The organism is Duganella sp. OV510 (assembly GCF_900100205.1).
Lineage (GTDB): Bacteria > Pseudomonadota > Gammaproteobacteria > Burkholderiales > Burkholderiaceae_D > Rugamonas.
Genome location: NZ_FNEQ01000005.1, coordinates 20,808 through 47,795 on the forward strand (window position 1 = coordinate 20,808; position 26,988 = coordinate 47,795).

The window sequence follows — 26,988 nt, forward strand, 5'->3', positions numbered from 1 at the left end:
AATCCATTTTTGGGTGTATGATGCAGGACATGGACACCAAATCTAACAAGCTGTGGCAGGATACACCGGACGTTTCGGCCCGTATCGTTACCTCTATCGGACGCATCGCCAGTGTGATGCGTTCCGGTATGTGGGAGTTTGCCACGGCCGAGAATCTGAATCCCACCCAGGCCGAGATGCTGCAACTGCTGCAAGGCCGGAAACAGGGTGTGCGCCTGTCCTGGCTCGCTGCGCAGTTGTCGATCAGCGCCGCCAGTGCCAGCGATTCGGTTTCTGCCTTGGTGTCCAAGGGTTTGCTGTACAAGGCGCGCGCAGAAGATGACGGCCGTGCCACCGCGCTATTCCTTACACCGGAAGGCGCGGCCATGGCGGCCCGTATCGGTAGTGCCCTGGGTTTTGCGGAACAAGCCGCTGCCGCCCTGCCTGCGTCACAACAGGCGGAGCTGCTGACCGGTTTATTCAAACTGATCGCGCAGTTGCAGAAAACAGATCGCTTCCCCGAAATGCGTGCCTGCCTGTCGTGCCGGTTCTTTGAACCGAACGCGCATCCAGGCAAGCCAGCGCCGCACCACTGCAAGCTGGTGAATGCGCCGCTGTCGGTGCCGCTGTTGCGCACGGATTGCCTTGAACACGAGCCGGCCGATCCGGCAGCCAAGGCGCGTAACTGGAAAGTTTTTGCTTAGTTTGTTCTCACTCGTTTTTTTAACTATTTTAATTAGGAGTCCTATCATGTCTCGCATCGCTCTCGTTACCCCTGCCGATACCACCGGCGAACGTCAACAACTGCTGGCTCAAATCAACGGCGCCTTCGGCGTCACCCCTAACATGTTCAAGGCCGTCGCCAATTCGACCGCCGCGCTGAAATCGATGTGGGGCTCGTTCGGCGCGCTGGGCGGCGGCGTCATCAACGCCAAGCTCGGCGAGCAGATCGCCGTCGCCATCGCCGACCGCAATGAATGCGAATACTGCCTGGCCGCGCACACCGCGCTGGGCCGCAAGGCTGGCGCCAGCGCCGAAGAAATGGCAGCTGCCCAAGCCGGCCAGTCGAGCGATCCGAAAACCGCCGCCGCCCTGCGCTTCGCTACCGCCGTGGTCAACAACCGCGCGCAGATCAGCGATGAAGAAGTGACCGCCTTGCGCGACGCCGGTTTCAATGACGAAGAAATCGTCGAGATCCTGGCCCACGTGGCGCTGAACCTGTTCACCAACTACGTCAACGTGGCGTTCAAGGTGCCGGTCGACTTCCCATCGGTCAAGCTGCGCGCCAAATAAGGAGCGGCCATGAACTCTATCGCCCCCGAACTCCAGGTTGCGTCGTGGCTGAACACCGCCCGGCCGCTGTCGCTGGAACAGTTGCGCGGCAAGGTCGTGGTGATCTACGCCTTCCAGATGCTGTGCCCCGGTTGCGTTGCGCACGGCATCCCGCAGGCCAAGGCCATCCGCGCCGCGTTCGACCAACAGGATGTGGCGGTGCTCGGACTGCATTCGGTGTTCGAGCACCATGAAGTGATGAACCGCGCCGCACTGGAAGCCTTTGTGCACGAGTACCGCATCGACTTCCCGGTGGCGATAGACCAGCCGTCGGCCCACGGGCCGATTCCGCTGACCATGGACGAATACCAGCTGCGCGGTACGCCGACGTTGCTGGTCATCGATCGCCAGGGACGGCTGCGGCTGCACCACTTCGGCCGCGCCGACGACATCAAGGTCGGTGCTCTCATCGGCCAACTGGTGGCAGAAAGCACAGCGCAGCAGGTGCAGTGCGACGATACCGCCTGCAGCATACGCTGATACCTCGATCGCCAGGGTTTCTGTCCCGGTCTTGTCGGTTTATACTTGCTCAGTTACGGTGAGGAGAGGCAGATGAGATTACTAAAAACCCTGGCGATGATCATCGCCGCAGCAGCATTGAGCAGTTGCGCGATGTGGCGCAGTCCAAGCGGCATCAAGCAAACCGGCAGCATTGTCGATTATCTGTACCCGGACGCCAGGACGCCGCCGGCGCTGACGCCGACCGTGGTAAAACTGCGGCCACCAGTCAAGGTGGGCATCGCCTTCGTGCCAGGCTCGAACTGGAACAACGGCCTGCCTGAAGCAGCGAAGATGAAACTGCTGGAACGCGTGCGCGACTCCTTCTCCCGCCACGAGTACATCGGCAAGATCGAAATCATCCCCTCGCAGTACCTGAAGGCCAAGGGCGGCTTCACCAACCTTGAACAGGTGGCACGCATGTTCGACGTGGAAGTCGTCACCCTGCTCTCCTACGACCAGGTGCAGTTCAACGACAGCAATGCGCTGTCGGTACTGTACTGGACCATCATCGGCGCCTATGTGGTTCAGGGCGAACAATATGACGTGCAAACCATGCTGGATGCCGCCGTGTTCGACGTCCGAACGCACCAGTTGCTGTTACGCGCGCCGGGCACCAGCCGCGTCAAGGGGAGTGCCAGCCTGTCCGGCCTGAGCGCGAAGTCGCGCATGGCCGGCGGCGAAGGCTACGAGCGCGCGCTCGATCAGTTGGTGCCGGCGCTGCAATCGGAGCTGGATGGCTTCCGTGAACGCATCAAGAACAACGCCGCCTACCAGGTTGAAAACAAGGCCGGCTACAAAGGCGGCGGCGCCATGGGTTGGATCAGCCTTGCGATGGCAATGCTGTTGGGTGGCGTGGCCTATGCCGTTGGCCGCCGCCGCTGAACTGCTGGAATTCGACCGCCAGGCCATGTTGGCGGGCGAAATCTGGCGCCTGTGGACCGGGCACCTGGTCCATTACTCGGCACAGCATGCGCTGGTCGACTTTGCCACTGCGCTGATTGCCAGTGCCATCGTCCTTCCCACGGTTGGTTGGCGGCGCCTGACTCTCCTGCTGGCGATGGCGACGCCACTGATCAGCGCTGGCCTGCTGCTGCTCGCGCCGGAATGCCTGCACTATCGCGGCGCTTCCGGCATCGCCGTCATGCTGGTGGTGCTGGCGGCACGCACGCTCTGGCCGCGTTCCGGCATGGGTGGACGTACGGCGTTGCTCCTGCTAGCCGTCACGCTATTGGCCAAGATCGCCGCCGAAGCCGGCGGCCTTGCAGCGCCATGGTCTGGCCTCCCAGAGGACGTCCGGGTGGTCTGGCAGGCGCACCTGCTGGGCGCCATCGTCGCCCTGACGATCAGGCTCGCCCCTTCCCACAAGGTCGTAGTATAGGCATAATTCCTCCGATCTGAAGGATCGTGAGGGAGAATGACATGAACACGCAGCGCACCATGGTCGCCGCTAGCCTGACTGCGGCATTTTTCGTGCCGCCGGTATCGGCCGCCGATGAGGTGCAGTCTGTGGTGGTCACCGCGCAGTCGCGCAAGCAGCTGGCGCAGGAAGTACCGATGACCATGCAGGTCATCTCCACCAGGGATATCCAGGCAGTGGGCGCCAAGGACCTGGCGGATCTGAATGGCTACATCCCCGGCCTGACGGTCGATGCCATCGAACCCACCCAGCCCTCGTTCGGCATACGCGGCGTGCAGGCAGGCGACTTCGGCATCGCTACCGACTCGCCGGTCGGCATCTACGTCGATGGCGTCTACACCGGCAAGACCGGCGGCGCGATGATGAACTTTATCGACGTGCAGCGCATTGAGGTAGTCAAGGGACCGCAAGGCACGCTGTTCGGCCGTAATAGCGCCGCCGGCGCCATCGCCATCACTACCAATGAACCGGGCAAGGAGGTCGATGCCGCCGCCCACGTCAAGCTGGGGCGCTTTGGCCGCGCCAATGCGGATGTGATGATGAACGCACCGATCTCGGACTCCACTGCCGTCCGCGTCGTCGTGGTACGCAATGGCAGCGAGGGATGGGCCGACAATACCGCCACCGGCAAAAAATCCGGCGGGGACAAGGACTGGGCCACGCGCGTGTCACTGCGCCAGGACTTCGATGCGGCCAGGCTGGTGCTCGCGCTCGAACATGAACGCATGGAACAGTATGGCCGCCCGGCTTTCGGCGTGATCAAGAACCCATCGCTGCCACTGGGCGGCTATCGCGGCGTCTACGATGCCGCGTATATCGCCAACTTCGTCAATCCGCTGGATGCGCCGTTGTCGAATGACCAGCAAGGCAGCGAAGGGCGCGAGTTCAATGGCGCCACACTGCGCCTTGAAGCACCGCTGGACGGCATGACCTTCAATTCCACCACCGGCTGGCGGCGCTTCGACACGCACAACCTGACCGACAATGATGGCACCGCGCGTCCAGGCCTGCACCTGACCACGCAGGACGCCAAGCGCGCACGCAGCTTCCAGCAGGAGTTCAAGCTGTCCGGCCAGACCGGCAAGCTGGATTGGGTGACGGGCCTGAGCTTCTACCACAACAACGAGCGCCAGATCGCCGGCGCCTATCTCACCACCGGCACGCTGGATACCTTGAGCCGGTTCGGCGGCGGCCAGCCAAATTTCGCCATGCTGTTCGGCGGACTGGCGGCAGCCGGCCTGCCGGGCGTCAGCGCCGATACCGTGTTCGCGTGGGACGAAACGCACTACAGCAAGGTGCGGACGCGCTCATCGTCGATGTATGGCGACACCATCTGGCACCTGACGCCGCAGACCAGCGCCACTGTCGGCCTGCGCTACACGCGGGACAAGAAGCGCATGACCTGGCACGTGCCAGGCCGCGTGTCGCCGCAGCTGGATGACTTCCTCAACCGCTTCGGGCCGCTGGCCGGTGTGGATGCGTCGGACTTTCCGTCGAATGTGATCTTTGGCACCGCCGCGCAATTGGCGGCATCACCGGTGTCGCGCGAGAAGGCATGGAGCGACTGGAGTCCACGCCTGGTGCTGGACCAAAAGCTGAACCAGAACACGCTGTTGTTCACTTCCCTGTCGCGCGGCTACCAGGCGGGTGGTTTCAATGTCTTCACGCCGCCGAACCCGGCCTCGCCTGCCCGCACCGGCCGGGACCCAAGCTTTGAGCCGGAAAAGATGACCAACTTCGAGGCGGGTATAAAGCTGTCGCTGCCGGCGCTCCAGGCCACCATCAATGCATCGCTGTTTGCCTACAAGTTCAAGAATCTGCAAGACGTCCAGCTGTACAGCGTCGGCACAATACCGACCTATAACGTCATCGCCAGCGACCAGAAGGCGCATGGCCTGGATGTCGATGGCCGCATCCGTCTCTCGCCGCGCGTGACATTGTTCGGTGGCTTGGAGTATATCGACCAGACGTACACCCATTACCAGCGGCTGGACGCGGCAGGCCATGTGGCGCTGGATCTCGGCGGGCAGCCGGTCGGCACGCCGCGTTTGACCTCCATGGCGGGCGTCAACCTCAACTGGGAGACCGAGCAGGGACGCGCCAGCATCAACTTCCAGGGCACGCACGCCACCGCGCAGCGCTGCAACAGCGATACCGCCACGCTGGAATGCCTGCGCACGGCCACGCTGAAAACCGGTACCGCCACCAGCAAGTTCGACCTGCGCCTCGGCTGGGACAGTCCAAGCTCGCGCTACGGTGTCGCGCTGATCGTGAATAATGTATTCGATCAGCGTTATATATTATCGTTGGCGGGCCAGACCAGGCAATATGGTGCGCCGTATTCCAACATCACGCCGCCGCGCGCTATCGGCGTCGAATTCAGGGCAAGCATGTAAATGGCATCGAAAATAGGACTGGCTGCGCTTGCAGTGCTGCTGATTGCGGCAGGTGGCGTGGCGACGCTGGCCGTCAAGCCGCCGGAGCTGCTGAAAGTCGGCGCCAATTACGGCGCCAAGATCGTCTGTTCGAATGTGTTTATCGCCGGCCGCGATGGCCAGGCGGTGCTGGCAGACGATGTGCAGGCGCCGGGCCATCCGGTGCTGAAGTATCTGAAGGCAAGCGTGGATCAGCAGCGCAAGACCGTGCGCACGCAGTTCTTCGGCTTCGTCGGCGATGGCATGGCGGTGTACCGGCCGGGCACCGGTTGCGCGACGGTGCCGGATGGTGATGTGGCGCTCGCGTCGCAATACCAGTTCCAGCCGATTCCGATCTGGGCGCCCTCGCCCAACGTGGCGTGGCCGACCGGCTCACAGGCGGAGGCCAATCCAGCGGTGCAGGCCTTGCTGGACCAGGACGCGCTGGCCGGGCCGGGCATGCGCGGGATGGCGGTGATCCATCGCGGGCGTCTGGTCGCGCAACGCTACGGCGCGGGCTTTGCGGCGACAACACCGCTGCTGGGCTGGTCGATGACCAAGACGGTGACGGCAGCGCTGGTCGGCATACAGATCGCGGACGGCAAGCTGTCCTTGCAGCAGAGCGGCTTCTGGCCGCAGGATGATGACCGCGCGCAGATCACGGTGGCGCAGCTGATGTCGATGACCAGCGGACTGCGATACAACGAGAGCTACGGCGATGTGTCGGACGTGACGCGCATGCTGTACCTGGAGCCCGACATGGCTGCATTCACGGCGGCGCAGCCGGCGGAAGCTGCGCCGGGCAGCAAATGGAGTTATTCAAGCGGTACGTCGGTGCTGCTGTCGCGCATCTGGCAACGGGCCGCTGGCGATGCGGCGTCCACCTCGACCGGCATTCTGGCGCTGCCGCACAACCGGCTGTTTGCCCCGCTGGGCATGCACAGCGCGCTGATTGAGGCCGATGCGCGCGGCAATCTGGTGGGTTCGAGCTATATGTATGCGAACACGCTGGATTGGGCGCGCTTTGGCCAGTTCCTGCTGCAGGACGGCGTCTGGCAGGGCAAGCGCATGCTGCCGGCGGGCTTTGTCGACGGCATGCAGCAGGTGGCGCCGGCGTCGGGCGGCCAATACGGCCAGGGGCAGGTATGGCGTCAGGGCCCGTTGGGCGATACGCCCGGCCAGCTGCCTGCTGATACCTATTGGCTGCAAGGCCATGATGGGCAGAGTATCGCGGTTGTGCCGTCGCAGCAGTTGGTGGTGGTGCGCTTAGGCTTGACGCCGCGCCAGTTGCAGTATCACCCGCAGATGCTGCTGGCGGCCGTCATCAAAGCGATTCCGCAATGAGCGTCGTTCGGTATGGCTTGTTGCGTTACCAGTTGCCGATGTTGTGGACCGGCGCGCGCGTGGTCGCCCACACGCTGCTGAACGCGCTGATCCCGGCCTCGCGCTCGCCGGCGATCAGCGTCGCCGGCGCACCGCCTGCAGACCATGGCGCAGCGAATGCAGCCGCACGCATTACACCGGTAACGCGCGTGATTGCAGCGCCACCGGCGGCACTGGTCGAAGCGTATCGCGACTGGACCGGCGCGCAGGAGTTGACGGGCCAACTGCTGCCGCACATGGCATCGCAATGGAGTCTGCCGCTGGTCGGCGAACTGCTGCTACGCCTACCGTACAAGCTGACCAGCGTGATCAACCAGGGCGTCAGCCTGCGCGTGCATGGCGCGCTGCCGCGCAATACGCCGCTTCATGTCAGTGCCGCCGTCGAGCAGATCGAAGAAACGCCCGGCCGCATCAAGGTCGTGGTGGCAGTCAGCACCGGCACGGCGCAACAGCCGGTGCTGGTGGATGCCCGGCTGCATATGAGTTTTCTGCTGCCCGGCCCACGTGCCGCCCGCGTCGCGCGGGACACGGCGGACGAGCCACAATGGAGCACCGCCGGCGTGTGGCACGCCGACGAACGCGATGGTCTGCGCTTCGCGCTGCTGACCGGCGACTTCAATCCGATTCACTGGTGCGGCCCATTGGCACGGCGCTCGGTATTCCGCAGCCTGGTGCTGCACGGTTTCGGCAGCTTCGTGCGCAGCTACGAGCTGCTGAAGCAGCAAGGCATCGTATTCAATGAAATCGATGTCCGCTTCGTCAAGCCGGTGCCGCTGCCTTGCTGCGCGCTGTCCGTGCAGATCGCGCCTGCGGATGCCAGCGGCTGGCGTCCGATACGCCTGGCGGGCGCCGGCGACGCGCTTCATTTGGCGGGAAACTTGCGCTAGCGGCGTTGCATGCGGCGGCCAGCCAGTGTATCGTCACGCCAGACCAACCATAGGGAAGCGCGATGACGATACTCATACTGGGCCTGATCCTGTTCCTCGGACTGCACTCGATCCGCATTTTCGCCGAAGACTGGCGCAACGCCACCCGCGCGCGCATCGGCCTGATCGCCTGGCGCATCCTGTATTCACTGATTTCGATTACCGGCTTCCTGCTGATTGTCTGGGGCTACAGCCTGTCGCGCGAAGCGCCCATCGTCATCTGGACGCCGCCACCGGCCACCCGCCACATCGCCGCCCTGCTGGCGGTGATCGCCTTCGTCTTTATGGCGGCGGCCTACATCCCGCGCAACGGCATCAAGGCCAAGCTCCACCATCCGATGACCATCGGCGTCAAGACCTGGGCGCTGGCGCACCTGATCGCCAACGGCACGCTGCATGACATTCTGCTGTTCGGCGGATTCCTGGCCTGGGCCATCCTGCTGTTCCGCGCCTCGCGAAAACGCGACGCGGCATTGGGCACTAACTACCCGGCCGGCAACGGCGGTGCCACCGCGCTGACCATTCTCGCCGGCGTCATCGGCGCCGGCGTCTTCGCCATGTGGCTGCACGCGCCACTGATCGGCGTGCGTCCGTTCTGACAAATCCGCAGCTTTGCGCAGTCTCAAGGCTATACAGTCCCTGATCGCACTCGGCGTGGCCCGAGCCGCGCCCTTTCAGCGGCACTTGCCGCGCACGGCGGCGGCAACTATCCATGGCAGCGAATACGGCCCCACCACGTTGACCGGGCCGATATGGGCCGGCTGATGCTTGAGCGCGTCGTCGTGCAGGCAGTCCGGCACCTTGGCCTGTTCGAATGCAGCGCTCATGCGGGTGCTGACCGCATCGGCGCGGAATACGCCGGCCTCCGGCTTCTTCGCCGGCGCCGGATGCGGATCTTCGGCGATGGTCTCGCGCACCGCCTTCTTGATGATCTCATCGGTCAGCACCGGCGCCAGGAGTTCATCGGCGGGCTTCGGCAGCGGCGCCGTTGGGGCCAGCGTGGCGGCGGCAAACAAGGTCACGGTCAGCATCGTCATGACGGCTCAGCGACACGCACCGCGTTGCGTCCGCCCTGCTTGGCGGCATACAGCATCTTGTCGGCGCCCGCCAGCCAGTCGGCCGGCGGGCGCTGCTTGTCCATGTAGGCGACACCGATGGAGATGGTGATCGGATGGCCTTCCAGCAGCGTGGCTGAAGCCACCGCTGCCCGCAAGCCCTCTGCCAGATGCGCGGCCGCGCTCAAACCGGCACCGCTGGCGATGACGGCGAATTCCTCGCCGCCGTAGCGGAAGATGCGGTCAGACGAACGCGTATGCGCCCGCATCAGCTCCGCCAGCTTTTTCAGCACCTTGTCGCCTGCCGCATGCCCATGCTGGTCATTGACCTGTTTGAAATGATCCAGGTCCAGCAACAGCAGGCTCGCCTCCAGTTGCGGCCTGCGCTCCTGCGCGTGTTCCAGCAGTTTGCGGTCCAGCGCACGGCGATTGCCGACACCAGTAAGAAAGTCCAGCTCCACCGCCGTGTGCAGGCGCTGCGTCTGCAAGCCGGTGCGATAGGCAAACACATAGGCGAACAGGTTGACCAGGCCAACCGTGACAATGATGGTGGACAGGTTCACCATCGTCATTTTCCCGAACAGCATCGAGATAAGCAGCACCAGGCCCACGCTGTTGATCGCCAATGCGTGGCCGGGACGCACCACGAAGTAGGCGGCGATCATGGTCGGATACACCCAGTACACCAGCGACACGCCACGCAGATAGACCACGGCCAGCATGCCGGCCGAGTAAAAGATGGTGACCGCCAGCCCGGCCATCTGATAGCTGCCGGTGCGCCAGACGTGCACGATCACCGCCGACATGGCAATGATCAGCGCGAAGTCTACCGCCGCCGTGGCCCAGTTACCTTGCAATAGCCGGTAAATGCCAAACGGCAGAATGCTCATGATCGTCAGGCCGCACAGCAGCATCAGGATGACTTCCTCCTGATGCCGCTGGCGTCCTCCCGACAACCAGCGCCAGCGATCGGCGCCGGGTTTGCTGCTACTTCCCATGACGATACTCAGTGTGCTGTCTGTGGCGCAGGTTCGGTTGGTGGCACATCGGCGGGCTTGGTTTCAGCCTTGTGTTCGCCCGCCAGCCACATATACATTGCCGGCACCACGAACAGCGTGAACAGTGTGCCGATCGACAGGCCGGTAAAGATCACCAGGCCCATGGCGTGACGGCCGGCCGCACCGGCGCCCGATGCGATCACCAGCGGAACCACGCCGAACACCATCGCCGCAGTGGTCATCAGGATCGGGCGCAGACGGGTAGCGGACGCCTCTTCGATCGCCTCGCGCTTGGACTTGCCGGACGCGCGCAGATGGTTCGCCACTTCCACGATCAGAATACCGTGCTTGGAAATGAGGCCCATCAGCGTCACCAGCCCCACCTGCGTGTAGATGTTGATCGAAGCGAAGCCGAGGAAGATAAACGTCATCGCCCCGAACAGCGCCATCGGCACCGAGAACAGGATCACCACCGGATCGCGGAAGCTCTCGAACTGCGCCGCCAGCGCCAGGAATACGATCACCACCGCGAACAGCATGGTCAACAGGAAGCCGCCCGATTCCGCCGCATACTGGCGCGACTCGCCCGAGAAGTCGGCCGTGTAACCCGACGGCGCCACTTCCTTCAGCGCGTCGCGCAGGTACTGCTGGATCTCGCCCTGCGACGAGCCGGTCACGCCGGAAATGGTGGCGGAGTTCAGCTGCTGGAAGCGGGTGATCGATTCCGGCTGCACGCTGTACTGGATGCTGGCCACGGTACTGGCCGGTATCATCTCACCTGTCGGCGTCTTGATGTAGAAGTCCAGCACATCGCTCGGATTCAGGCGGTCCACCTGCTGCACCTGCGGGATCACCTTGTACGAACGGCCAGCGATCGAGAAGTAGTTGACGTAGCCACCGCCCAGCGCCGCCGCCATGGCGTTGCCGAAGTCCTGCTGCGTCAGGCCGAGCGTGGCCAGCTTGTCGCGGTCCACTTCCACCTTGGCTTGCGGCGTGTCGATCTTCAGGTCGACGTCGACGAAGTAGAACTTGTTGTCCGCGTGTGCCTTGGCCAGCACCGCCTGTGCCACCGTATTCAGGTTCTCGAACGGTTCCGTGGTGGTGATGACAAACTGCACCGGCAGGCCGGAGCTGCCCGGCAGTGCCGGGAACTGGAACGCCGCCACGCGACCACCAGCGATGTGGTTCCACTTGGCCTGCAGTTCCTGCTGGATCTCATGCGCCGAACGCGAACGCTGGTCCCACGATTTGAACAGCACGCCGCCGATGCCGGCATTGGTGGTCGGTACACCGGTGATTTGGAACATCTGCTCGTATTCCGGCAGCGATTTCGCCACCTCGAAAATCTGCTTGGCATAGGCCTGCATCTGGTCCGACGTGGCGGTCGGCGCACCCACCACCTGCGACAGCACGATGCCCTGGTCCTCTTCCGGCGCCAGCTCGGACTGCGACATCTTGAACTGGACGATCAGCAGACCAAACACGATGAAGCCGAATATGATCAGCACCGCCGAGGTATCCAGCAGGCTGTGTAACAGCCGCAGATAGCCGTTGTGCACCTTCTCGAACACGCGGTCGATGGCCTTGACGAACTTGCCCTCGTCCTGTTTATGATCGAAGAAGTGGCCGCACATCATCGGCGACAAGGTCAGCGCGACAATGCCGGACACCGCCACCGCACCAGCCAGCGTGAACGCAAACTCGGTGAACAGCGCCCCCGTCAGGCCGCCCTGGAAGCCGATCGGCACGTACACCGCAATCAGCACCACCGTCATCGCCAGAATCGGGCTCCCCAGCTCGCGCGCGGCCTGGATGGCGGCGTCCATCGGCGTCATGCCCTCTTTCATATGACGGTCGACGTTCTCCACCACGATAATCGCATCATCCACCACCAGGCCGATGGCCAGCACGATCGCCAACAGCGTCAGCAGGTTGATCGAATAGCCGAACATCAGCATCACGAAGAAAGTGCCGATCAGCGACAGCGGCATCGCCACCACGGGCACGATCACCGCGCGGAAGCTGCCGAGGAACAGGTAGATCACGATGGTAACGATCACCAGCGCTTCCACCAGCGTCTTCACCACTTCATCGATCGAGGTGTTGATGAACTCCGTCGAGTCATAGACGATTTCGCCGGTCAGGCCGGTCGGCAGCTGCGATTTGATGCCGGGGAAGGCTTCGCGCACGCGCTTGGCCACGTCCAGGATGTTGGCGTCCGGCGCCACCTTGATACCGATGAACACCGAGCGCACACCGCTGAAGGCGACGTTGAAGTCATAGTTCTCGGAACCCAGCGTGACGGTGGCGATGTCCTCCAGCCGGACAATGGCGCCCCCCTCCTGCTTGACTGCCAGCGCCTTGAACTCTTCCACCGTGTGCAGGTCGGTGCCGGCAGTCAGCGGCACGGTCACCGCCTGGCCCTTGGTCGAACCCAGGCCAGCCAGATAGTTGTTGGACGCCAGCGCGGCGCTGACTTCCGCCGCTGTGACGCCGTGCGCCGCCATCTTGCCGGCATCCAGCCATGCACGCAGCGCGAACTGGCGCGCGCCCAGCAGCTCGGCGGTCTGCACGCCCTGGATCGAGTCCAGCTTCGGCTTGACCACGCGCGCCAGGAAGTCGGTCACGTTATTGGTCGGCAGCGTGTCGCTGTAGAAGCCCATGTACATGGCGTCGGTGGTCTGGCCGGTCTGCACCGTCAGCACCGGTTGCTGCGCCTGTTGCGGCAACTGGTTTTTCACCGAGTTCACCTGGGTGGTGATCTCGGTCAGCGCGCGGTTGGAATCGTAATTCAGGCGCAGCGTGGCGGTAATGGTCGACACGCCGCTGTTCGACGACGACGACAGGTAATCAATACCCTGCGCCTGCGCGATGGCGGATTCCAGCGGCTGCGTGATAAAGCCCGCCACCGTGGCCGCATCCGCGCCGTAGTAGGTGGTGGAGATGGTCACCACCGCATTCTGCGTCTTCGGATACTGGTTGATCGGAAGGCTGAACAGCGAGCGCAGGCCCAGCACCACGATCAGTAAACTGATCACGCTGGCCAGCACCGGCTTTTTAATAAAGATATCGGTAAAGTTCATGGCGCTTTATCCTCACTTTTCCTGCGGCGTAGGATTCGGGCTGTTAGCCGGTTGCACCTTGTTGTCGATGGTGGCCGGCGTGCCGTTCTTCAGTTTCAGCTGGCCGCTGGTCACCACGGTCTGGCCTTCCTTGACGCCGGTGAGGATCGCCACCTGGTCGCCACGGGTCGGGCCGGTGGTGACGAACACCTGCTGCGCCACCAGGTAAGGCTGGCCTTTGTCATCCTTCAGCGCATCCTTGGCCGCATCGCCGGCCGGCGGCGCCAGCACGAACACGGTGGAGCCATACGGGTTGTAGGTGATGGCGGTCTGCGGCAACGTCAGGTATTTTTTCAGCTCGCCCTGATCCAGGCTGACGTTGGCGAACATGCCAGGCAGCAGTTGGCGCTTGGCGTTCGGCACGGTGGCCTGCACCTGCACGTTGCGGGTAGCCGAATCCACTTTCGGACTGATCGACGTCACCTTGGCGGCAAAGCCCACACCTGGCCAGGCGTCGCTGCTCAGGTTCAGCTTCTGGCCGATGGAAAGCTGAGACAGCTGCTTTTGCGGCACGAAGAAATCGACATACACGGTATCGATGGTCTGCAGCGTCACCAGCTTGTTGCCAGGCTCCAGGTACTGGCCCGGATTGACCGAGGTGATGCCCAGCTTGCCGGCGAACGGCGCGCGGATGGTCTTCTTGTCGACGGCGGCCTTCTGCTGCGCGACCAGCGCCTGCTTGCTCTTCAGGTCCGCTTCGTCGCTATCCACCTGCGCCTGCGAGATGGCTTGTGCCGCAAGTTGCAGCTTGTCGCGTTTCAGCGTGGTTGCGGCCAGATCGGCGGCGGCTTGCAGCGAGCGCAGTTGCGCCACGTCCGTATCCGCATTCAGTTCGAACAGCACCTGACCGGCCTTCACCTCGTCGCCGGACTTGAAACGCACTTCGCGCACCATGCCCGCGATCTCGGTGGTCACATCGACGCCACGCACCGGCGCCAGCGTGCCGACCGACGACAACTGCGGCTGCCATTCGGCCGACTCCACCTTGATGGCGGTGACCACCTGCGCCGCCGGCTTGGGCGCGCTGGCGATCAGCTTTTTAATCTGTAAGAACTTCCCGAATGCGAGGACGGCGATCAGTAAAATAACGCATCCCACCATGATGAGCATACGCTTGGTCATCAGTCGCTTGGCCATGAATCGTTCTCCTGCTTTTTAAGTTATTTGTTAGTGCCGCTGGCGCCATACGGTGCTGCGGCGGAAACCGCCGTTGCAGCCGGGACGCCATTTGCGCGATTCCACCAGCCGCCGCCCAATGCCTGGAACAGCGCGGCGGTATCGGCGTAGCGGGCGGCCTGCGCCTGCACCAGATTGATGTGGGCTTGCTGGAAGCTGCGTTGCGCATCAAGCAGCACCAGGTAGCTGATGCCGCCCAGTTTGTACTGCTCCTGCGCCAGCGTTAGCGTCTCCTTGGCCAGCGACTCGGCTTCCGCCTGCGACTTGAGCGCGGCCGCATCGGCATCCAGCGCGCGCAAGGTGTCGGCGACGTTCTGGAACGCGGTCAGCACGGTGGCGCGGTACTGCGCCGCCGCCGTGTCATACGCGGCTTCCGCCGCCCGCCGCTGGGCGCTCAGCGCGCCGCCATTGAAGATCGGCTGGGCGATGCCGGCAGCCAGGCTCCAGGCGGTGGTCTCGGCGTCAAACAGCTTGCCGAAGCTGGCCGCCGACGAGCCATAGCTGCCGCTCAGCGTGAACTGCGGATACTGCGCCGCAGTCGCCACGCCAATGGCGGCGCTGGCCTGGTGCAGCAGCTCTTCGCTGGCACGGATGTCGGGCCGCTGGCGCACCAGCGTGGATGGCAGCGACACCGGCAGTTGCTCCGGCAAGGTCAGCGACTCCAATGTGAACTGCGGCATGCCCGCCTCGCCCGGCAGCTTGCCCGCCAGGACCGACAACTGATGCTGTGCCGCCGCCAGCGCCTTCTCCAGCGGCGCGATGGTGGCATTGATCTGCGCTACCTGGTTGCGCTGACTGAGCACCGTGGTACGCGGAATGGCGCCGTACTCGAATTGCTTCTCGATGACGTTCTGCTGCCGGGTCAGCGCATCCAGCACTTCGCGCGTGGCCTGCAACTGCGCGCGCAACGAGGCTTCCTGGATCGCGGTGGTGACCACGTTGGCGCTCAGCGTCAGGTAGGTCGCCTCGACCTGGAAGCGCTGGTAGTCGATGGCTGCACGCGCGCCTTCCAGTGTGCGGCGCGTGCCGCCAAACACGTCCGGCGTGTAGGCGACGTTGACCGAAGCGTTGTAGACGTTATACACGCCGGCTGCCGTGCCGGCGGTGGTGACGCTGGTTTTCTGCCGCGCCGCGCCCAGTTGCGCGTTCACCGACGGATATACCAGGTTGCCTGCCTGGGCGTTGTAGTTCTCCTGCGCCTGCCGCAGCGCCGCCTCGGCAGCGGCCATGTTCGGATTCTGTTCCAGCGCGCTGCGTATCAGCTGGTCCAGCGCCGGCGAACGAAACAAGGTCCACCACTGAGCCGGGATCTCCTGGCCGAAGGCAAACTGCTGCGCCGCGCCGCCGAAACCAGGCGACGACGCAGTCTGCTGTGGCAGCGGTGTCGGGGTGTAGCTGTCGCCGGCGGTGGCCGGCGCGGCAGGTGTCTTGAAGTCCGGCCCGAGCGCGCATCCGCCCATGCCTGCGGCGATCAGTGCCGCTGTGCCGGCCCGCAAGGCCAGCGAATGGAATTGCCTGAAGATCCGTTTTCTCACTACAGTCTCCTGCGCCTGTTATGAATATAGATTGAATAACATATTCGCATTTTTTACCGCACAGGTGTGGCTTTATTGCCGTGCGGAGATAAAAAAACGGGCTTTGCCATTTCTGGCAAAGCCCGTTGTCGTATCGGGTGGCAAATAATCAGGCCGGCACAGCTGGAGCGGCGGCGCCGTAAGCGCGATTTACTTCCGTCAGCGAGAAAGCGCTAGGGCCGTTGGTTTCGGCGTCAGCGGCTTGTTCATGCGCCAGGCTGCGGTAAGTCAGCGGGGCTTCATAACGGATGCGTTCGTCTTCGCTGATCTTGCCGTCGTGATTGGTGTCGGCAGACAGTTCGGTTGCCGGCGGCGGCACGCCCAGCACGCCATCTTCGCCGACGCCTGGCAACGGCTCAGGCGACAGCAGCGCTTCCGGCGCCTTGGTGCTCACACCATTCTGGCTGTTTTCAGCGGCATTGAAGCGGGCCTGGAAGATCTGCGTTTCTGGACGCTCGACCAGCCTTTTCAGGCCGTCATCGAACTGTTGCAGCGCCCCTTTCAGGCTGTCGTCTTCCGACACGGCTTTGACCAGGGCGTTCGCCTGATCGCTGGTGTCGGCTGAATTGCTCGTATCAGTCTGCAGGGGACTGGTTGCATTGAAACCAGGCAGCGAGAAGTACGCGGCGACCGATGCGCTCAGGTCCGCGTTCGTGCTGCTCTTTTCAATGCCCGTATTAACAGGCGCAAGTGCTTTGTCTGCAACCAGGGCTGCGGACAGCGTGGCACCGCCAATATTGTTCACCATAATCATCATCGACTCCTGCAAGGATTCCTCACCACTACATTCTATCAGCGTTTTGGCAACAGTTACCATTTCATGTCGGCATCTACTTCAAAAAAGTACTCTTTTCCTGAAAAAAAGTTTCTTTACAACACTAGCTCGATAGCAAAAGAACTATGAATTAAAAATTATAATAGTTTTACATGCAGTTCAATGTCGGATATACAACAAACGCGTTGCCAAAGTGGTCAGGCCACCGTAGAATTGGTCAACCAGATTCACCCCACCGCATCACAGATTTTTGACCAACCATAAGCTCGGCCACCCCCGGCCCTCCTTGCGGTGGCACGGCATACGCGAGGTGTGCCGACCGGCGACCGGCGCAGACCGGCGTTGTTGAACTCAAACTATCTGGAGACAAAATGCACTTCACACTACGCAAAGCCGCAGCGGCAGTTTGCCTGCTGCTGGCTGCCAGCACCGCACAGGCGGAAGCTCCGCTGCACAACGCCGTCATCACTGCCAGCTACAACGCCGGCGGCATGCTCAGCGCTGCCGATGACTACGCTGGCGGCAATGTCAGCGGCCTCGATCCGTACAATATTTACGCGGAATTCTTCACCACCGACTTTCTGTTCGGCTTTGATTTTGCGCCGGACGGTCATCTGACCATCTACAACAACACGCCAGTTCCGGCCGGGACCTACAACGCCAGTTTCGACTTTGGTTCCTCGCTCGGCGCGGCCATCAAAGGCTTCAGTGTCACCGATACCGGCATCACCGGCGGCACGCCGGTGCTCAGCATCGTCAACGACCACACCATCGCCATCGACTTGAGCGGCGTGGAATGGAACGGCGAATTCAGCACGCTGCAAACCTCGATCATTTTGCAAGCGGTGCCTGAACCGGCCAGCGCCTGGCTGCTGATGGCCGGCCTGGCTGGACTCGGGCTGTACGCCCGCCGCCGCAGCTAAGCACCCTCTCACAATTCAAGGAGCATAAAGATGAAACTTACCTGTTTCAGGGGGGCGCTACGCCTGTCGCTTTTGCTGGGCCTGGGCCTGGCTGCCGCCGTACAAGCCGCCACCATCGACCCGGCATTGCAGCCCGCGCCAGCCGACGGCTTTGGCGCCGGCACGGTCGGCGGTTCGGCGGCCATCGGTTCGCAGATCTATACCGTGGCGACGCGCCCGCAACTGCTGGCGGCGCTCCAGCGCGGCGGCGTCAATCCCAAGATCATCAAGCTAAATGGCAGCATCGACATGACCGAAGGCGTACCGTTCGCGAACAGCGGCGACCAGGCGATACGCGGCCTGATACGCCTGCCCAGCAACACCACGCTGATCGGCGCCAATGGCACTGCCGCCATCGTCAATGGGCATATCGTGGTGTCCAATGTCACGCAAGTCATCATCCGCAACCTGAAGATCGAGAACCCATGCGATGTAGGGCCGATATGGGACCCGAGCGACGGCGCACTGGGCAACTGGAATGCGGCGTTCGACGGCATCGGCGTCTCCGGTTCGGACCACGTGTGGGTGGACCACGTGAGCTTTACCGACGGCGCCAGGACCGATGACCAGCTGCCGGTGGAGAACGGCCAGGTCAGGCAATGCCACGACGGTGCGCTGGATATCACCAACGCCTCGGACTACGTGACGGTGTCGTACAACGTCTTCGGCCAGCACCGCAAGAATAATCTGATCGGTTCCAGCGACACGGCGACTGCGGACAACGGCAAGCTGCACATCACCTTCAGCAACAACGTCTTCCGCGATATCGTCAGCCGCGCGCCGCGCGTGCGCTATGGCCAGGTCCACCTGTTCAACAACTACTTCGTGGGCAGCAAGTCGCATCCGGCTTATCCCTATGAGTACACGGTCGGTGTCGGCCAGCAGGCGCAGATCCTGTCGCACAACAATGTGTTTGAAATAGCCGGCGTAACGCGCTGCGATGAGGTAGTGACGCCGATCGGCGGCACCGTTCCGGGCGCGTTCAAGGATAGCGGCTCGGTGCTGAACGGCGCCGCGCTCAGCGGCTGCTCGACGCCAGGCAGCGTCGCCTACAGCGTGCCGTATGCATACAGCGCACGTCCAATGGCGCTGGTGAAAGCCAACGCCATCGCCCAGGCAGGCGCCGGCAAGCTGACCTCCACCATCAGCGGCAGCGGCAATGTCACGCCCGACACCACCATCACGCTGACCTGCCCTGCCTCCGGCCTGTACTTCTGCGATGACTTCCAGAACAGCAGCATGGCCAACTGGAACCTGCTGCCGGTATCGGGTCCGAACGGCAGCTTCAGCGTCAAGGCGGAGAGCATCGGCGCCTCCAACATCGTCATGCAATACACCGCCGCGTCGACCGGCGGCGTGCTGGCAACGCTGAAGCCGACTGCCATGGCCAGCGTGCCGTCGGGCGATTACTACGTCGAGGCGCGCATCAAGCCGATGACCAACAGCACCACCGGCAACAAGCTGCTGTACCTGCTGACGCGCTACAAGGATGTCGCCAACTGGTACGGCGCCGGCCTGAATGTGCAAAGCGCCACCACCAGCACGCAGGTCGAAATCGCCCGCATGCTGGCGGGTACGTTGACGCGGCCAAAACAGGTCAAGAAGCCAATTCAGATGGATGCGCAGTTCTACACCGTGCGCTTTGAAATGATCGGCAGCACGCTGACGGTCTATCTCGACGGCGAAGCTTTGGGCACGGTCAGCGATGCCTCGTTCGCGGAACGCGGCGTGATCGGCCTGTACACCGCCAACAAGTCGTTCCAGATTGACGATGTGCGTATCGGCGACCCGTCGCTGAAACCGTCCCAGCTGACACTGAATCCTGCGACGCTGAGCTATTCGGCCGAAGTCGGCGATGCGCCGCTGGCTGTCAGCGTCAACGCCGTCAAGCCGGACGGCACGCTGGATACGTTCAGCGCCGTCTCCAGCAATCCGGCCGTGGCGGCGGTCTCGGTCAACGGCACGCTGCTGTCGGTGACGCCGGTGGGCGCGGGCAACGCCACCATCACCGTCAGCAGCGACTCCGATCCAACGCTGCTGCGCACCATCGCGGCCACTATCAGTCCCCAGTTTGTGCAGCCGACGCAGACCTACGCGTTGGCCGGCGCCGCCCTGCCCGCATCACATGCGGACGCGATCCATGTCGATGCCTCGCTCAAGCTGACCTTCGACGGGCCGCCAACGCTGGGAACTGGCGGCAGCATCCGCATTTTCCGCAAGACGGATAACGCGCTGGTGGACGTTATTCGCCTGTCCGGCGAAACCGATCTGCTGGGCTACGCCGGCCAGGCCAATGTCCGCAAGGTGAACACCACGCCGGTCAGCATCAGCGGCAATACGGCGACCATCAAGCCGCACGCCAACAAGCTGGCCTATGGCACCGAATACTACGTCGCCATCTCCAACGGCGTGTTCACCGGCGCGACGCTGGGCGGCGTGCCGTTCAGCGGCATCGGCGTACTCGGCGACTGGTCGTTCACCACCCGCGCGGCGGCGCCTGCCGCCGGCGCAAACCTCACCGTGGGCGACGCCGCCGACACTGACTTCAGCACCGTGCAAGGCGCGCTGAATTTCGCCATGCAGACGCTGGGCGCCAGCGAGCCGGTAGCCATCACCGTGCGGAATGGCATCTACAACGAGCTGCTCTACCTGCGTGGCAAGGACAACGTCACCATCAAGGGCGAAAGCCGCGATGGCGTCATCATCCAGTACACCAACCATGACACGCTGAACACCGGCTCCGGCGCCAGCCAGGCCAACATCGACGCCGCGCCAGCGGGCGGCCGTTCGGTGCTGCTGGTGGAATCGTCCGACCTGCTGGTACTGGACACCATCACGCTGAAGAACACCACGCTGCGCTCCAGCGCCATCTCGGCGCAAGCAGAAACGCTGTACTTCAACAATGACAACGGCCGCCTGATCGCCAGGAACGCCAACTTCTACAGCGAGCAGGACACGCTCAACCTGAAAGGCTGGTCGTGGTTCACCAATACGCTGGTTGCGGGCAATGTGGACTTCATCTGGGGCAGCAGCCGCGCCGCCTTGTTTGAGGACAGCGAGATCCGCTCGGTCGGCGATACCAGCAATGCATCGAATGGCGGCTATATCCTGCAGGCGCGCGTGGCCAACGCCGGTGACAAGGGCTATGTCTTCCTCAACAGCCGCCTGACGCATGGTCCCGGCCCAGGGCCGCTGCACGGCGACGTGCCAGCCGGCGCCACCTACCTCGCACGCAGCGCCGGCAATGCCGCCTATTGGGACAATATCGCCTTCATCAATACCAGCATGGACGTGCATATCGCCACTACCGGCTGGGCCGGCGCCGGCGTCAACGGCCAGCCGGCGCCCAATCCAGCCGTCGCCAGCGCGGCCAGCGGCTGGCGCGAATACGGCAGCACCACGCCGACCGGCGAAGCGATCAACCTGGCGGCCCGCGTCGGCGGCTTCCAGCTGAGCGCCAGCGACGTGGCGGCCGGCTATGCCGACCGCGCCAAAGTGTTCGCAGCCTACGGCGGCGGCATAGGCTGGAATCCTCAGCCGTAAGCTGTCATCGTTCCGTCATACGAATGGGGTAGCATGCCGCACGCCCGTGGTACGCTATGCCACCCCATTCAACCTGACGACGACCTATGACCAAGAAAATGTCTTTGCGCGCCATCGTGATCGCGGCCACCAGCCTCGCTCTACAAGCCGCACATGCCGCACCAGCGGCGCCAACCACCGCCTCCACCCTGCCCAAGCTCGTCGTCGTGCTGGTGGTGGACGGCCTGCCGAACGAACAGGTTCAGCGCTATCGCGACCAGTTTGGCCAGGGCGGCTTGCGCCGCATGCTGGACCAAGGCGCATCCTTCAGCAATGCCCACCAGGCGCACGGCGTGACCGTTACCGCCATCGGCCACAGCGCGGTGCTGACCGGCGCCTATCCTTACGTGCACGGCATCATCGGCAATAACTGGATCGATCCGGTCACCAGGAAATCGGTCTACTGCACCGAAGACACCAACTACACCTACATCGGCGAAGAGACCAAGCCTAGCGACGGCACCTCGCCGGCAAGGCTGAAAGTCAACACGCTGGGCGATGAACTGCGTTACGCCACCGGCAGCAAGAGCAAGGTCATCACGGTGTCCGGCAAGGACCGTGGCGCGATCCTGCTGGCGGGTAAAACTGGCACCGCCTATATGTACATGGACAAAACCGGCAACTTCGCCAGCAGCACCTACTATATGAAGCAACACCCGGAATGGGCAAGCAAATATCTGGCGACCAAGCCGCAGGACCGCTACTACGGCAAGACCTGGTCGGCACTGCTGCCGCCCGCCGCCTACGACGGCGACGCCCCGGAAGAATTGAACGCGCCAAAAGCCGGCGGCCATAACCGCCTGCCTTATACCTATTACAGCGAAAGCGGCGAGATCGATGCCGGCTACTACGCCAGCCTGCGTGTCGGCCCCTATCTGGACCAGCTGACGCTGGACTTCGCGCGCGCAGCGGTGGAAGGCGAGAACCTGGGCCGCAATCCGGCCGGCGTGCCGGATCTGCTGGGCGTCAGCCTGTCGGCGCACGACTACGTCAACCACGCCTTCGGCCCGGAGAGCAAGCTGTCGCACGACCACTTGCAGCGCCTGGACCGCATGCTGGCAGACTTCTTCAACTACCTGGATAAACGCGTCGGCATGGATAACGTGCTGGTGGTGCTGACCGCCGATCACGGCTTCCCGAACACGCCGGAATTCGCCAAGACGCAGCACTATGACGCCGAGCGGCTGGATGGCGACAAGCTGATGGCCGCGCTGGACAAGCATCTGCAGGAGAAATTTGGCGTCGCCAAGCTGGTGCAAGCCTGGTCGCTGCCGAACATCCATCTGGACTATGCGCTGGCTGAGCAGAACAAGCTGAAACGCGAAGAGGTGGAAAACGCCGCCGCCAAATACCTGCTGGCGCAGAAAGGCATCGTCGATACCTTCACCCGCACGCAGTTCGAAAGCGGCGCAGTGCAAGGCACGCATATCAACACGCTGATGCGCCGTGCCTGGAATCGTGAATCGTCGGGCGACCTGATGGTGATTACCAAGCCATACTGGTACTTCGGCAGTAGCACCAGCGGCACCTCGCATGGTTCGCCATACGCTTATGATACCAACGTACCGCTGATGGTCATGGGCAAACGCTGGATCAAGCCAGGGGCGTATGGCCAATATGCGGAAGTAGTCGACATCGCACCAACGCTGGCCCACCTGCTGCGCCTGCGCCCACCGGCAGGCTCGGAAGGCCGCGTGCTGGTCGAAACGCTGCGTTAACCGCAGCGCTTAACGCCACTTACGCAGCTTACGCCAGGCTGTTCAGGTATTGATTCAGGTGATCGAAATTGAGCGGCTTGGAAAAATGCTGGGTAAAGCCTGCCGCGACAGCCTTCTTGGCGGAGTCGCGGTCGGCGGAGCCGGTCAAGGCGATGATCGGGACCGACTGCGCGCCAGGCATGCGGCGGATCGCGCGCACCGCGCCAAAGCCATCCATCCAGGGCATGCCCAGGTCCATGATGATCGCCTTCGGCATCGCATCACGCACCCAGTCGCAGGCTTCGTAGCCATTGTGGGCCGAGGCGGTTTCATAGCCCTGGCATTGCAGCAGCGCCGACAGCGACTCCACCACATCCACGTTGTCATCCACCACCAGTACCTGTTTGTCGCTTGCCATGATTAGCCTCACTTTGTTGAATTTGTGAGGCTATCGTACTGCCGAGCCAGGACGGTGTATGTTCGCCAGCGCACCTAGCCGCGCACGGCGGCTTCCGGCCGGCGAGCGTTCACCCTACCATCAATTTGACCGATTTCAGATTGACGCTATCCGACCCGGCGTGGATCGTAAAGCTGCCCGGCTCCACCACCCGCTGCATTTCCGTGTTGAAGAACCACAGGTCGGACGGCTTGATGTCGAAGCTGAGCGTGCGCTTCTCGCCCGGTTTCAGCGTCACGCGCTTGAAGGCCTTCAGTTCCAGCACTGGACGTGTAACGGAGCTGATGTCGTCGCGAATGTAGATCTGCACCACTTCGTCGCCCAGGCGCTTGCCGGTATTGGTGACCTCCACTTCCACCTTGGTCGATTCGCCGACCGCGATACTGGCTTTCGCCAGGCGCGGCTGGGAGATCTCGAACGTGGTGTAGCTCAGGCCAAAGCCGAACGGATACAGCGGCTTGGTCGAACCATCGATATAGCCACGGCGTGCCGACGGCTTGTGATTGTAGAAGATCGGCAGTTGGCCGACACTGCGCGCGATCGACACCGGCAGCTTGCCGCCCGGATTGGCGCGACCGAACAGCAGGTCCGCTGCCGCATGGCCGGTTTCCTGGCCCATATACCAGCCTTCGATGATGGCGTCCGCCTTCTCCGCCAGCAGGTTGATCGACAGCGGACGGCCATTCAGCAGGAACACCACGGTCGGCTTGCCCAGCGCGAAAATCGCCCGCGCCAGATCGTTCTGCTGACCCATCAGGTCCAGCGTCTCGCGGTCGCCCAGGTGGGTATCGGCCCACGCCTCGCGGCTGGTCTGCTCATTATCGCCCAGGACCATGACGATGGTGTCGGCCGACTTGGCCGCCTCCACCGCGTCGGCGATCAGCTTCGCGTTCACTTGTGGATCGGTGAACTTGATCTCGTCCTTGCCCCAGATGCGGCTTTCGGTGATGCGCACGCCCTCGGAATACGCCAGCGTAAAGCCCTGCGCCTTGGCTTCGGCCTGCAAGCCTTCGTGGATCGACACCACATGGCGCGGAATGTCCGAATAACCGCCGATAGGCGTGTCCTTGGCGTGAGTACCGATCAGCAGCAGCTTGCCGACCTTCTTGCCGTCCAGCGGCAGTACACCCTTGTCGTTCTTCAGCAGCACAGGCGTGCGCGTTGCCGCCAGGCGCGCCAGCGCGATCGCCTCCCTGGTGGCGGTCAGACCGTCAGCAGCCTTGGCGTCCACATACGGATTCTCGAACATGCCGGCTTCGAATTTCATTATCAGGATGCGGCGCACGACCACATCGATTTCGCCTTCGCTGATGCGGCCTTCCTTGACCAGCTGGCCCAGCTCCTTGAAGGCCTTGCCATCCGGCGTTTCAACATCGACGCCCGCCTTGAAGGCGCGGAAAGCCGCCTCCTTGTTCGAATCGACCAGCTTGTGGCGCGAAATCAGCTCGGTCACGCCCATGTAGTCGGACACGGTAATGCCCTTGAAGCCCCACTCTTCGCGCAGGATCTTGTGCAGCAGCCAGTGACTGGCGTGCGATGGCACGCCGCCGATCTCGTTATACGACGGCATCACCGCGCCAACGTTGGATTCCTTGATGGCGCGCTCGAACGGCGGGAAGAACTCTTCGCGCAGCGTACGTTCGGTGACTTCCGCCGGGCCGATATTGGTGCCGTTCTCCGGCTGACCGTGGCCGGTCATATGCTTCAGCGTGACGAATACCTTGTCCTTGGCCAGCACAGGACTGGTGCCGGCAAAGCCGAGGATGGCCGCCTTGCCGATCTCACCGCAAACATAGGGATCTTCACCGAAGGTCTCTTCGATGCGGCCCCAGCGCGGCTCGCGCGCCACGTCCACCACCGGCGCCAGCGCCAGGTTGGCGCCGCGCACGCGCATCTCGCGCGCCGCCACGCTGAAGATCTTGGTCGTCAGCTCGGTATCAAAAGACGACGCGATGCCGATCGCTTGCGGGAAGCTGGTCGCATGTCGGGCCGCATAGCCGTGCAGCGCTTCTTCGTGCATGAACATCGGAATACCCAGGCGGGTCTGCTCCATCGACCATTTCTGCGCCGCGTTGACGTAGTTGGCCGTCTCCAGCGGCGTGCGGTTCAGCACCTGGCCATCGTCACCGGCGGCGCCGGCGCCCTGCCCCAACCGGCGATCCGAAGGGCGCGCCAGCATGCCCATCCCGTTCGGGAATTCCTGCTGCGCCTTGGCGGCCACAAACTCGCCCTTGTCATCCTGAATCTTCACCTTGGTCAGCCAGGTGCAGTGCAGCTGCATGATCTTCTCTTCCAGCGTCATGCGGCCGATCAGGTCATCGACACGCTTTTCAGCTGGCAGCGAAGCGTCCTTATACGGCAGTTTGGCCGAGGCGGCCAGCGCTGGCAGAACGGTGAGTCCGGCCAGGCCGGTCATGGATGATAAGAATTGCCTGCGATGATTGGTCATGCATTTGTCTCCGGTGGTTTTTTATATTTTGATTTATCGTTTGCCTGCGCGGGTGCTGACGTCCACCCATACTGCCAATGTCAGGATCGCTCCTTTAACGATCATCTGCCAATACGTGTCAACGTCCAGCATCGACATGCCGTTGTCCAGCGACGCCATGACCAGCGCGCCTATCAGCGCGCCATGCACGGTGCCCGAGCCACCGCGCATCGAGGTGCCGCCGATGAAGCAGGCAGCGATCGCATCCAGCTCGCCCGAGGTGCCGGCCGATGGCGAACCTGCCGCCAGGCGTGCGGTGTTGATGATGCCGGCCAGTGCGCACATCAGGCCCATGATGCCGAAGATCCACAGCTTGATCGACTTGACGTTGATGCCGGACAGGCGGGTCGCCTCCATGTTCGAGCCGACCGAGTACACGCGGCGGCCGAACACGGTTTGCGTGGTGACATAGCTGAACACCGCCAGCAGCGCCAGCAACAGCAGCACCGGCAGCGGAATGCCTTCATACGAGTTGAAGGTGATGACGAAAGCCGCCAGCACCACGCCCAGCATGGCCAGCTTGGCGGCATCGCGCCACGCCGGCGCCACGTCCAGTGCGTGCGCAGCACGGCTGCGGCGGCGCGCCATAATCAGGTAAATGCCGACTGCGAACAACACGAAGCCGAGTGCGATGCCCAGCGTCGGCGCCAGGTAGGCCTGGCCGAGGTAGACCATGTCGTCCGACACCGGCGCGATGGTGGTGCCGCCGGTAACGCCCAGCACAATGCCGCGATACGCCAGCATGCCGCCCAGGCCAACGATGAACGATGGGATGCCCAGGTAAGCCGTCAGGTAGCCATTGAACAAGCCAATCAGCAGGCCGACCACCAGCACGGCGATCAGCGTCACCGGCAACGGCAAATGGTGTGTCACATCCAGCACCGCCGCGATGCCGCCCAGCAGTCCGAGCAGCGAGCCGACCGACAGGTCAATCTCGCCGGCGATAATGACCAGCGACATGCCGCAGGCGACAATGCCAGTAATCGCCATCTGGCGCATCAGGTTGGACAGGTTGCGCGGTGTGACGAAGCCGCCTTCGGTGTGATAGCTGAAAAAGGCCCAGATCAGCGCCACGGCAATCAGCAGCGCCAGCATTTTGTACTGCGTGAACAGTTGTTTGATATTGTTACTCTTCATGGATCATCCTGAA

21 protein-coding genes are annotated in these 26,988 nt (G+C 63.0%); 12 read left to right on the forward strand and 9 right to left on the reverse strand.

The features are described 5' to 3' along the window. Positions 1-29 precede the first annotated feature (29 nt). The 9 genes from BLS51_RS14605 (at position 30) to BLS51_RS14645 (ending at position 8,551) form a co-directional block, all read left to right on the forward strand. Positions 30-683, forward strand: a complete 654-nt coding sequence (locus tag BLS51_RS14605; RefSeq protein WP_090184723.1) for a MarR family winged helix-turn-helix transcriptional regulator — start codon at positions 30-32, stop codon at positions 681-683. Positions 684-729: 46 nt separating this feature from the next. Next, positions 730-1,272 carry a carboxymuconolactone decarboxylase family protein gene (locus BLS51_RS14610; RefSeq protein WP_090184571.1) on the forward strand — a complete coding sequence of 181 codons (543 nt, stop codon included), beginning with the start codon at positions 730-732 and terminating at the stop codon, positions 1,270-1,272. A 9-nt stretch (positions 1,273-1,281) separates the two neighbouring features. After that, positions 1,282-1,791 carry a redoxin domain-containing protein gene (locus BLS51_RS14615; RefSeq protein ID WP_090184568.1) on the forward strand — a complete coding sequence of 170 codons (510 nt, stop codon included), beginning with the start codon at positions 1,282-1,284 and terminating at the stop codon, positions 1,789-1,791. A gap of 72 nt (positions 1,792-1,863) precedes the next feature. After that, positions 1,864-2,694 carry a rhombotarget lipoprotein gene (rhlP, locus tag BLS51_RS14620; RefSeq protein ID WP_090184566.1) on the forward strand — a complete coding sequence of 277 codons (831 nt, stop codon included), beginning with the start codon at positions 1,864-1,866 and terminating at the stop codon, positions 2,692-2,694. Continuing rightward, positions 2,672-3,190, forward strand: coding sequence for a rhombosortase (gene rrtA / locus BLS51_RS14625; protein WP_090184563.1), 519 nt, complete (start codon positions 2,672-2,674; stop codon positions 3,188-3,190). Before rhlP ends, rrtA begins: the two co-directional genes overlap by 23 nt. 41 nt (positions 3,191-3,231) lie before the next feature. Continuing rightward, on the forward strand, positions 3,232-5,625 hold the full coding sequence (locus tag BLS51_RS14630) for a TonB-dependent receptor (RefSeq protein WP_090285765.1): 2,394 nt from the start codon (positions 3,232-3,234) through the stop codon (positions 5,623-5,625). Continuing rightward, on the forward strand, positions 5,626-6,987 hold the full coding sequence (locus BLS51_RS14635; RefSeq protein ID WP_090285768.1) for a serine hydrolase domain-containing protein: 1,362 nt from the start codon (positions 5,626-5,628) through the stop codon (positions 6,985-6,987). Continuing rightward, entirely contained in the window at positions 6,984-7,913 is a 930-nt protein-coding gene (locus BLS51_RS14640) for a MaoC/PaaZ C-terminal domain-containing protein (RefSeq protein WP_175472586.1), read from the forward strand. The genes BLS51_RS14635 and BLS51_RS14640 overlap by 4 nt, the downstream gene beginning before the upstream one ends. A gap of 62 nt (positions 7,914-7,975) precedes the next feature. Then, positions 7,976-8,551, forward strand: a complete 576-nt coding sequence (locus BLS51_RS14645; RefSeq protein WP_090184560.1) for an NnrU family protein — start codon at positions 7,976-7,978, stop codon at positions 8,549-8,551. Positions 8,552-8,626: 75 nt separating this feature from the next. Here BLS51_RS14645 and BLS51_RS14650 read toward each other — a convergent pair whose 3' ends face one another. The 6 genes from BLS51_RS14650 to BLS51_RS14675 form a co-directional block, all read right to left on the reverse strand. Beyond that, entirely contained in the window at positions 8,627-8,989 is a 363-nt protein-coding gene (locus BLS51_RS14650) for a hypothetical protein (protein ID WP_090184556.1), read from the reverse strand. Continuing rightward, a complete protein-coding gene (locus BLS51_RS14655) occupies positions 8,986-10,005 on the reverse strand; it encodes a GGDEF domain-containing protein (protein WP_090184552.1) in 1,020 nt (339 codons plus the stop codon). Before BLS51_RS14655 ends, BLS51_RS14650 begins: the two co-directional genes overlap by 4 nt. A gap of 8 nt (positions 10,006-10,013) precedes the next feature. Next, positions 10,014-13,088 (reverse strand): efflux RND transporter permease subunit, encoded by a 3,075-nt coding sequence (locus tag BLS51_RS14660; protein WP_090184549.1) that lies wholly within the window; start codon positions 13,086-13,088, stop codon positions 10,014-10,016. 12 nt (positions 13,089-13,100) lie between these two features. After that, positions 13,101-14,249 carry an efflux RND transporter periplasmic adaptor subunit gene (locus tag BLS51_RS14665; RefSeq protein WP_090184717.1) on the reverse strand — a complete coding sequence of 383 codons (1,149 nt, stop codon included), beginning with the start codon at positions 14,247-14,249 and terminating at the stop codon, positions 13,101-13,103. Positions 14,250-14,287: 38 nt separating this feature from the next. Continuing rightward, on the reverse strand, positions 14,288-15,838 hold the full coding sequence (locus tag BLS51_RS14670; RefSeq protein ID WP_139168706.1) for an efflux transporter outer membrane subunit: 1,551 nt from the start codon (positions 15,836-15,838) through the stop codon (positions 14,288-14,290). 148 nt (positions 15,839-15,986) lie between these two features. Further along, a complete protein-coding gene (locus BLS51_RS14675) occupies positions 15,987-16,634 on the reverse strand; it encodes a hypothetical protein (protein ID WP_229208065.1) in 648 nt (215 codons plus the stop codon). A gap of 389 nt (positions 16,635-17,023) precedes the next feature. On the opposite strand from BLS51_RS14675, the gene BLS51_RS14680 reads away from it, so the two are divergent. The 3 genes from BLS51_RS14680 (at position 17,024) to BLS51_RS14690 (ending at position 22,914) form a co-directional block, all read left to right on the forward strand. Beyond that, entirely contained in the window at positions 17,024-17,575 is a 552-nt protein-coding gene (locus BLS51_RS14680) for a VPLPA-CTERM sorting domain-containing protein (protein WP_090184542.1), read from the forward strand. A 30-nt stretch (positions 17,576-17,605) separates the two neighbouring features. Beyond that, complete coding sequence (locus tag BLS51_RS14685) at positions 17,606-21,157, forward strand: pectinesterase family protein (RefSeq protein WP_090184540.1); 3,552 nt, start codon at positions 17,606-17,608, stop codon at positions 21,155-21,157. An 86-nt stretch (positions 21,158-21,243) separates the two neighbouring features. Continuing rightward, positions 21,244-22,914, forward strand: a complete 1,671-nt coding sequence (locus BLS51_RS14690) for an alkaline phosphatase family protein (protein ID WP_090184537.1) — start codon at positions 21,244-21,246, stop codon at positions 22,912-22,914. A gap of 28 nt (positions 22,915-22,942) precedes the next feature. On the opposite strand, the gene BLS51_RS14695 is transcribed toward BLS51_RS14690, so the two are convergent. The 3 genes from BLS51_RS14695 to BLS51_RS14705 all read right to left on the reverse strand — a co-directional run bounded on the left by BLS51_RS14695 (position 22,943) and on the right by BLS51_RS14705 (position 26,975). Beyond that, a complete protein-coding gene (locus tag BLS51_RS14695) occupies positions 22,943-23,311 on the reverse strand; it encodes a response regulator (RefSeq protein ID WP_090184534.1) in 369 nt (122 codons plus the stop codon). A gap of 109 nt (positions 23,312-23,420) precedes the next feature. After that, on the reverse strand, positions 23,421-25,799 hold the full coding sequence (locus tag BLS51_RS14700; protein WP_090184531.1) for a glycoside hydrolase family 3 N-terminal domain-containing protein: 2,379 nt from the start codon (positions 25,797-25,799) through the stop codon (positions 23,421-23,423). Positions 25,800-25,832: 33 nt separating this feature from the next. Beyond that, positions 25,833-26,975 carry a sugar ABC transporter permease gene (locus BLS51_RS14705; protein WP_090184529.1) on the reverse strand — a complete coding sequence of 381 codons (1,143 nt, stop codon included), beginning with the start codon at positions 26,973-26,975 and terminating at the stop codon, positions 25,833-25,835. Positions 26,976-26,988: the final 13 nt, after the last annotated feature.

Excerpts from the sequence above, each read along its gene's own strand:
- BLS51_RS14615 (WP_090184568.1), top strand. The coding sequence starts at position 1,282 with ATGAACTCTATCGCCCCCGAACTCCAGGTTGCGTCGTGGCTGAACACC.
- rrtA (WP_090184563.1), top strand. The coding sequence starts at position 2,672 with ATGCCGTTGGCCGCCGCCGCTGAACTGCTGGAATTCGACCGCCAGGCC.
- BLS51_RS14655 (WP_090184552.1), bottom strand. The coding sequence starts at position 10,005 with ATGGGAAGTAGCAGCAAACCCGGCGCCGATCGCTGGCGCTGGTTGTCG.
- BLS51_RS14635 (WP_090285768.1), top strand. The coding sequence starts at position 5,626 with ATGGCATCGAAAATAGGACTGGCTGCGCTTGCAGTGCTGCTGATTGCG.
- BLS51_RS14675 (WP_229208065.1), bottom strand. The coding sequence starts at position 16,634 with ATGATGATTATGGTGAACAATATTGGCGGTGCCACGCTGTCCGCAGCC.
- BLS51_RS14645 (WP_090184560.1), top strand. The coding sequence starts at position 7,976 with ATGACGATACTCATACTGGGCCTGATCCTGTTCCTCGGACTGCACTCG.
- BLS51_RS14660 (WP_090184549.1), bottom strand. The coding sequence starts at position 13,088 with ATGAACTTTACCGATATCTTTATTAAAAAGCCGGTGCTGGCCAGCGTG.
- BLS51_RS14690 (WP_090184537.1), top strand. The coding sequence starts at position 21,244 with ATGACCAAGAAAATGTCTTTGCGCGCCATCGTGATCGCGGCCACCAGC.
- BLS51_RS14700 (WP_090184531.1), bottom strand. The coding sequence starts at position 25,799 with ATGACCAATCATCGCAGGCAATTCTTATCATCCATGACCGGCCTGGCC.
- BLS51_RS14695 (WP_090184534.1), bottom strand. The coding sequence starts at position 23,311 with ATGGCAAGCGACAAACAGGTACTGGTGGTGGATGACAACGTGGATGTG.
- BLS51_RS14685 (WP_090184540.1), top strand. The coding sequence starts at position 17,606 with ATGAAACTTACCTGTTTCAGGGGGGCGCTACGCCTGTCGCTTTTGCTG.
- BLS51_RS14605 (WP_090184723.1), top strand. The coding sequence starts at position 30 with ATGGACACCAAATCTAACAAGCTGTGGCAGGATACACCGGACGTTTCG.
- BLS51_RS14665 (WP_090184717.1), bottom strand. The coding sequence starts at position 14,249 with ATGACCAAGCGTATGCTCATCATGGTGGGATGCGTTATTTTACTGATC.
- BLS51_RS14650 (WP_090184556.1), bottom strand. The coding sequence starts at position 8,989 with ATGACGATGCTGACCGTGACCTTGTTTGCCGCCGCCACGCTGGCCCCA.
- BLS51_RS14680 (WP_090184542.1), top strand. The coding sequence starts at position 17,024 with ATGCACTTCACACTACGCAAAGCCGCAGCGGCAGTTTGCCTGCTGCTG.
- BLS51_RS14640 (WP_175472586.1), top strand. The coding sequence starts at position 6,984 with ATGAGCGTCGTTCGGTATGGCTTGTTGCGTTACCAGTTGCCGATGTTG.
- rhlP (WP_090184566.1), top strand. The coding sequence starts at position 1,864 with ATGAGATTACTAAAAACCCTGGCGATGATCATCGCCGCAGCAGCATTG.
- BLS51_RS14610 (WP_090184571.1), top strand. The coding sequence starts at position 730 with ATGTCTCGCATCGCTCTCGTTACCCCTGCCGATACCACCGGCGAACGT.
- BLS51_RS14630 (WP_090285765.1), top strand. The coding sequence starts at position 3,232 with ATGAACACGCAGCGCACCATGGTCGCCGCTAGCCTGACTGCGGCATTT.
- BLS51_RS14705 (WP_090184529.1), bottom strand. The coding sequence starts at position 26,975 with ATGAAGAGTAACAATATCAAACAACTGTTCACGCAGTACAAAATGCTG.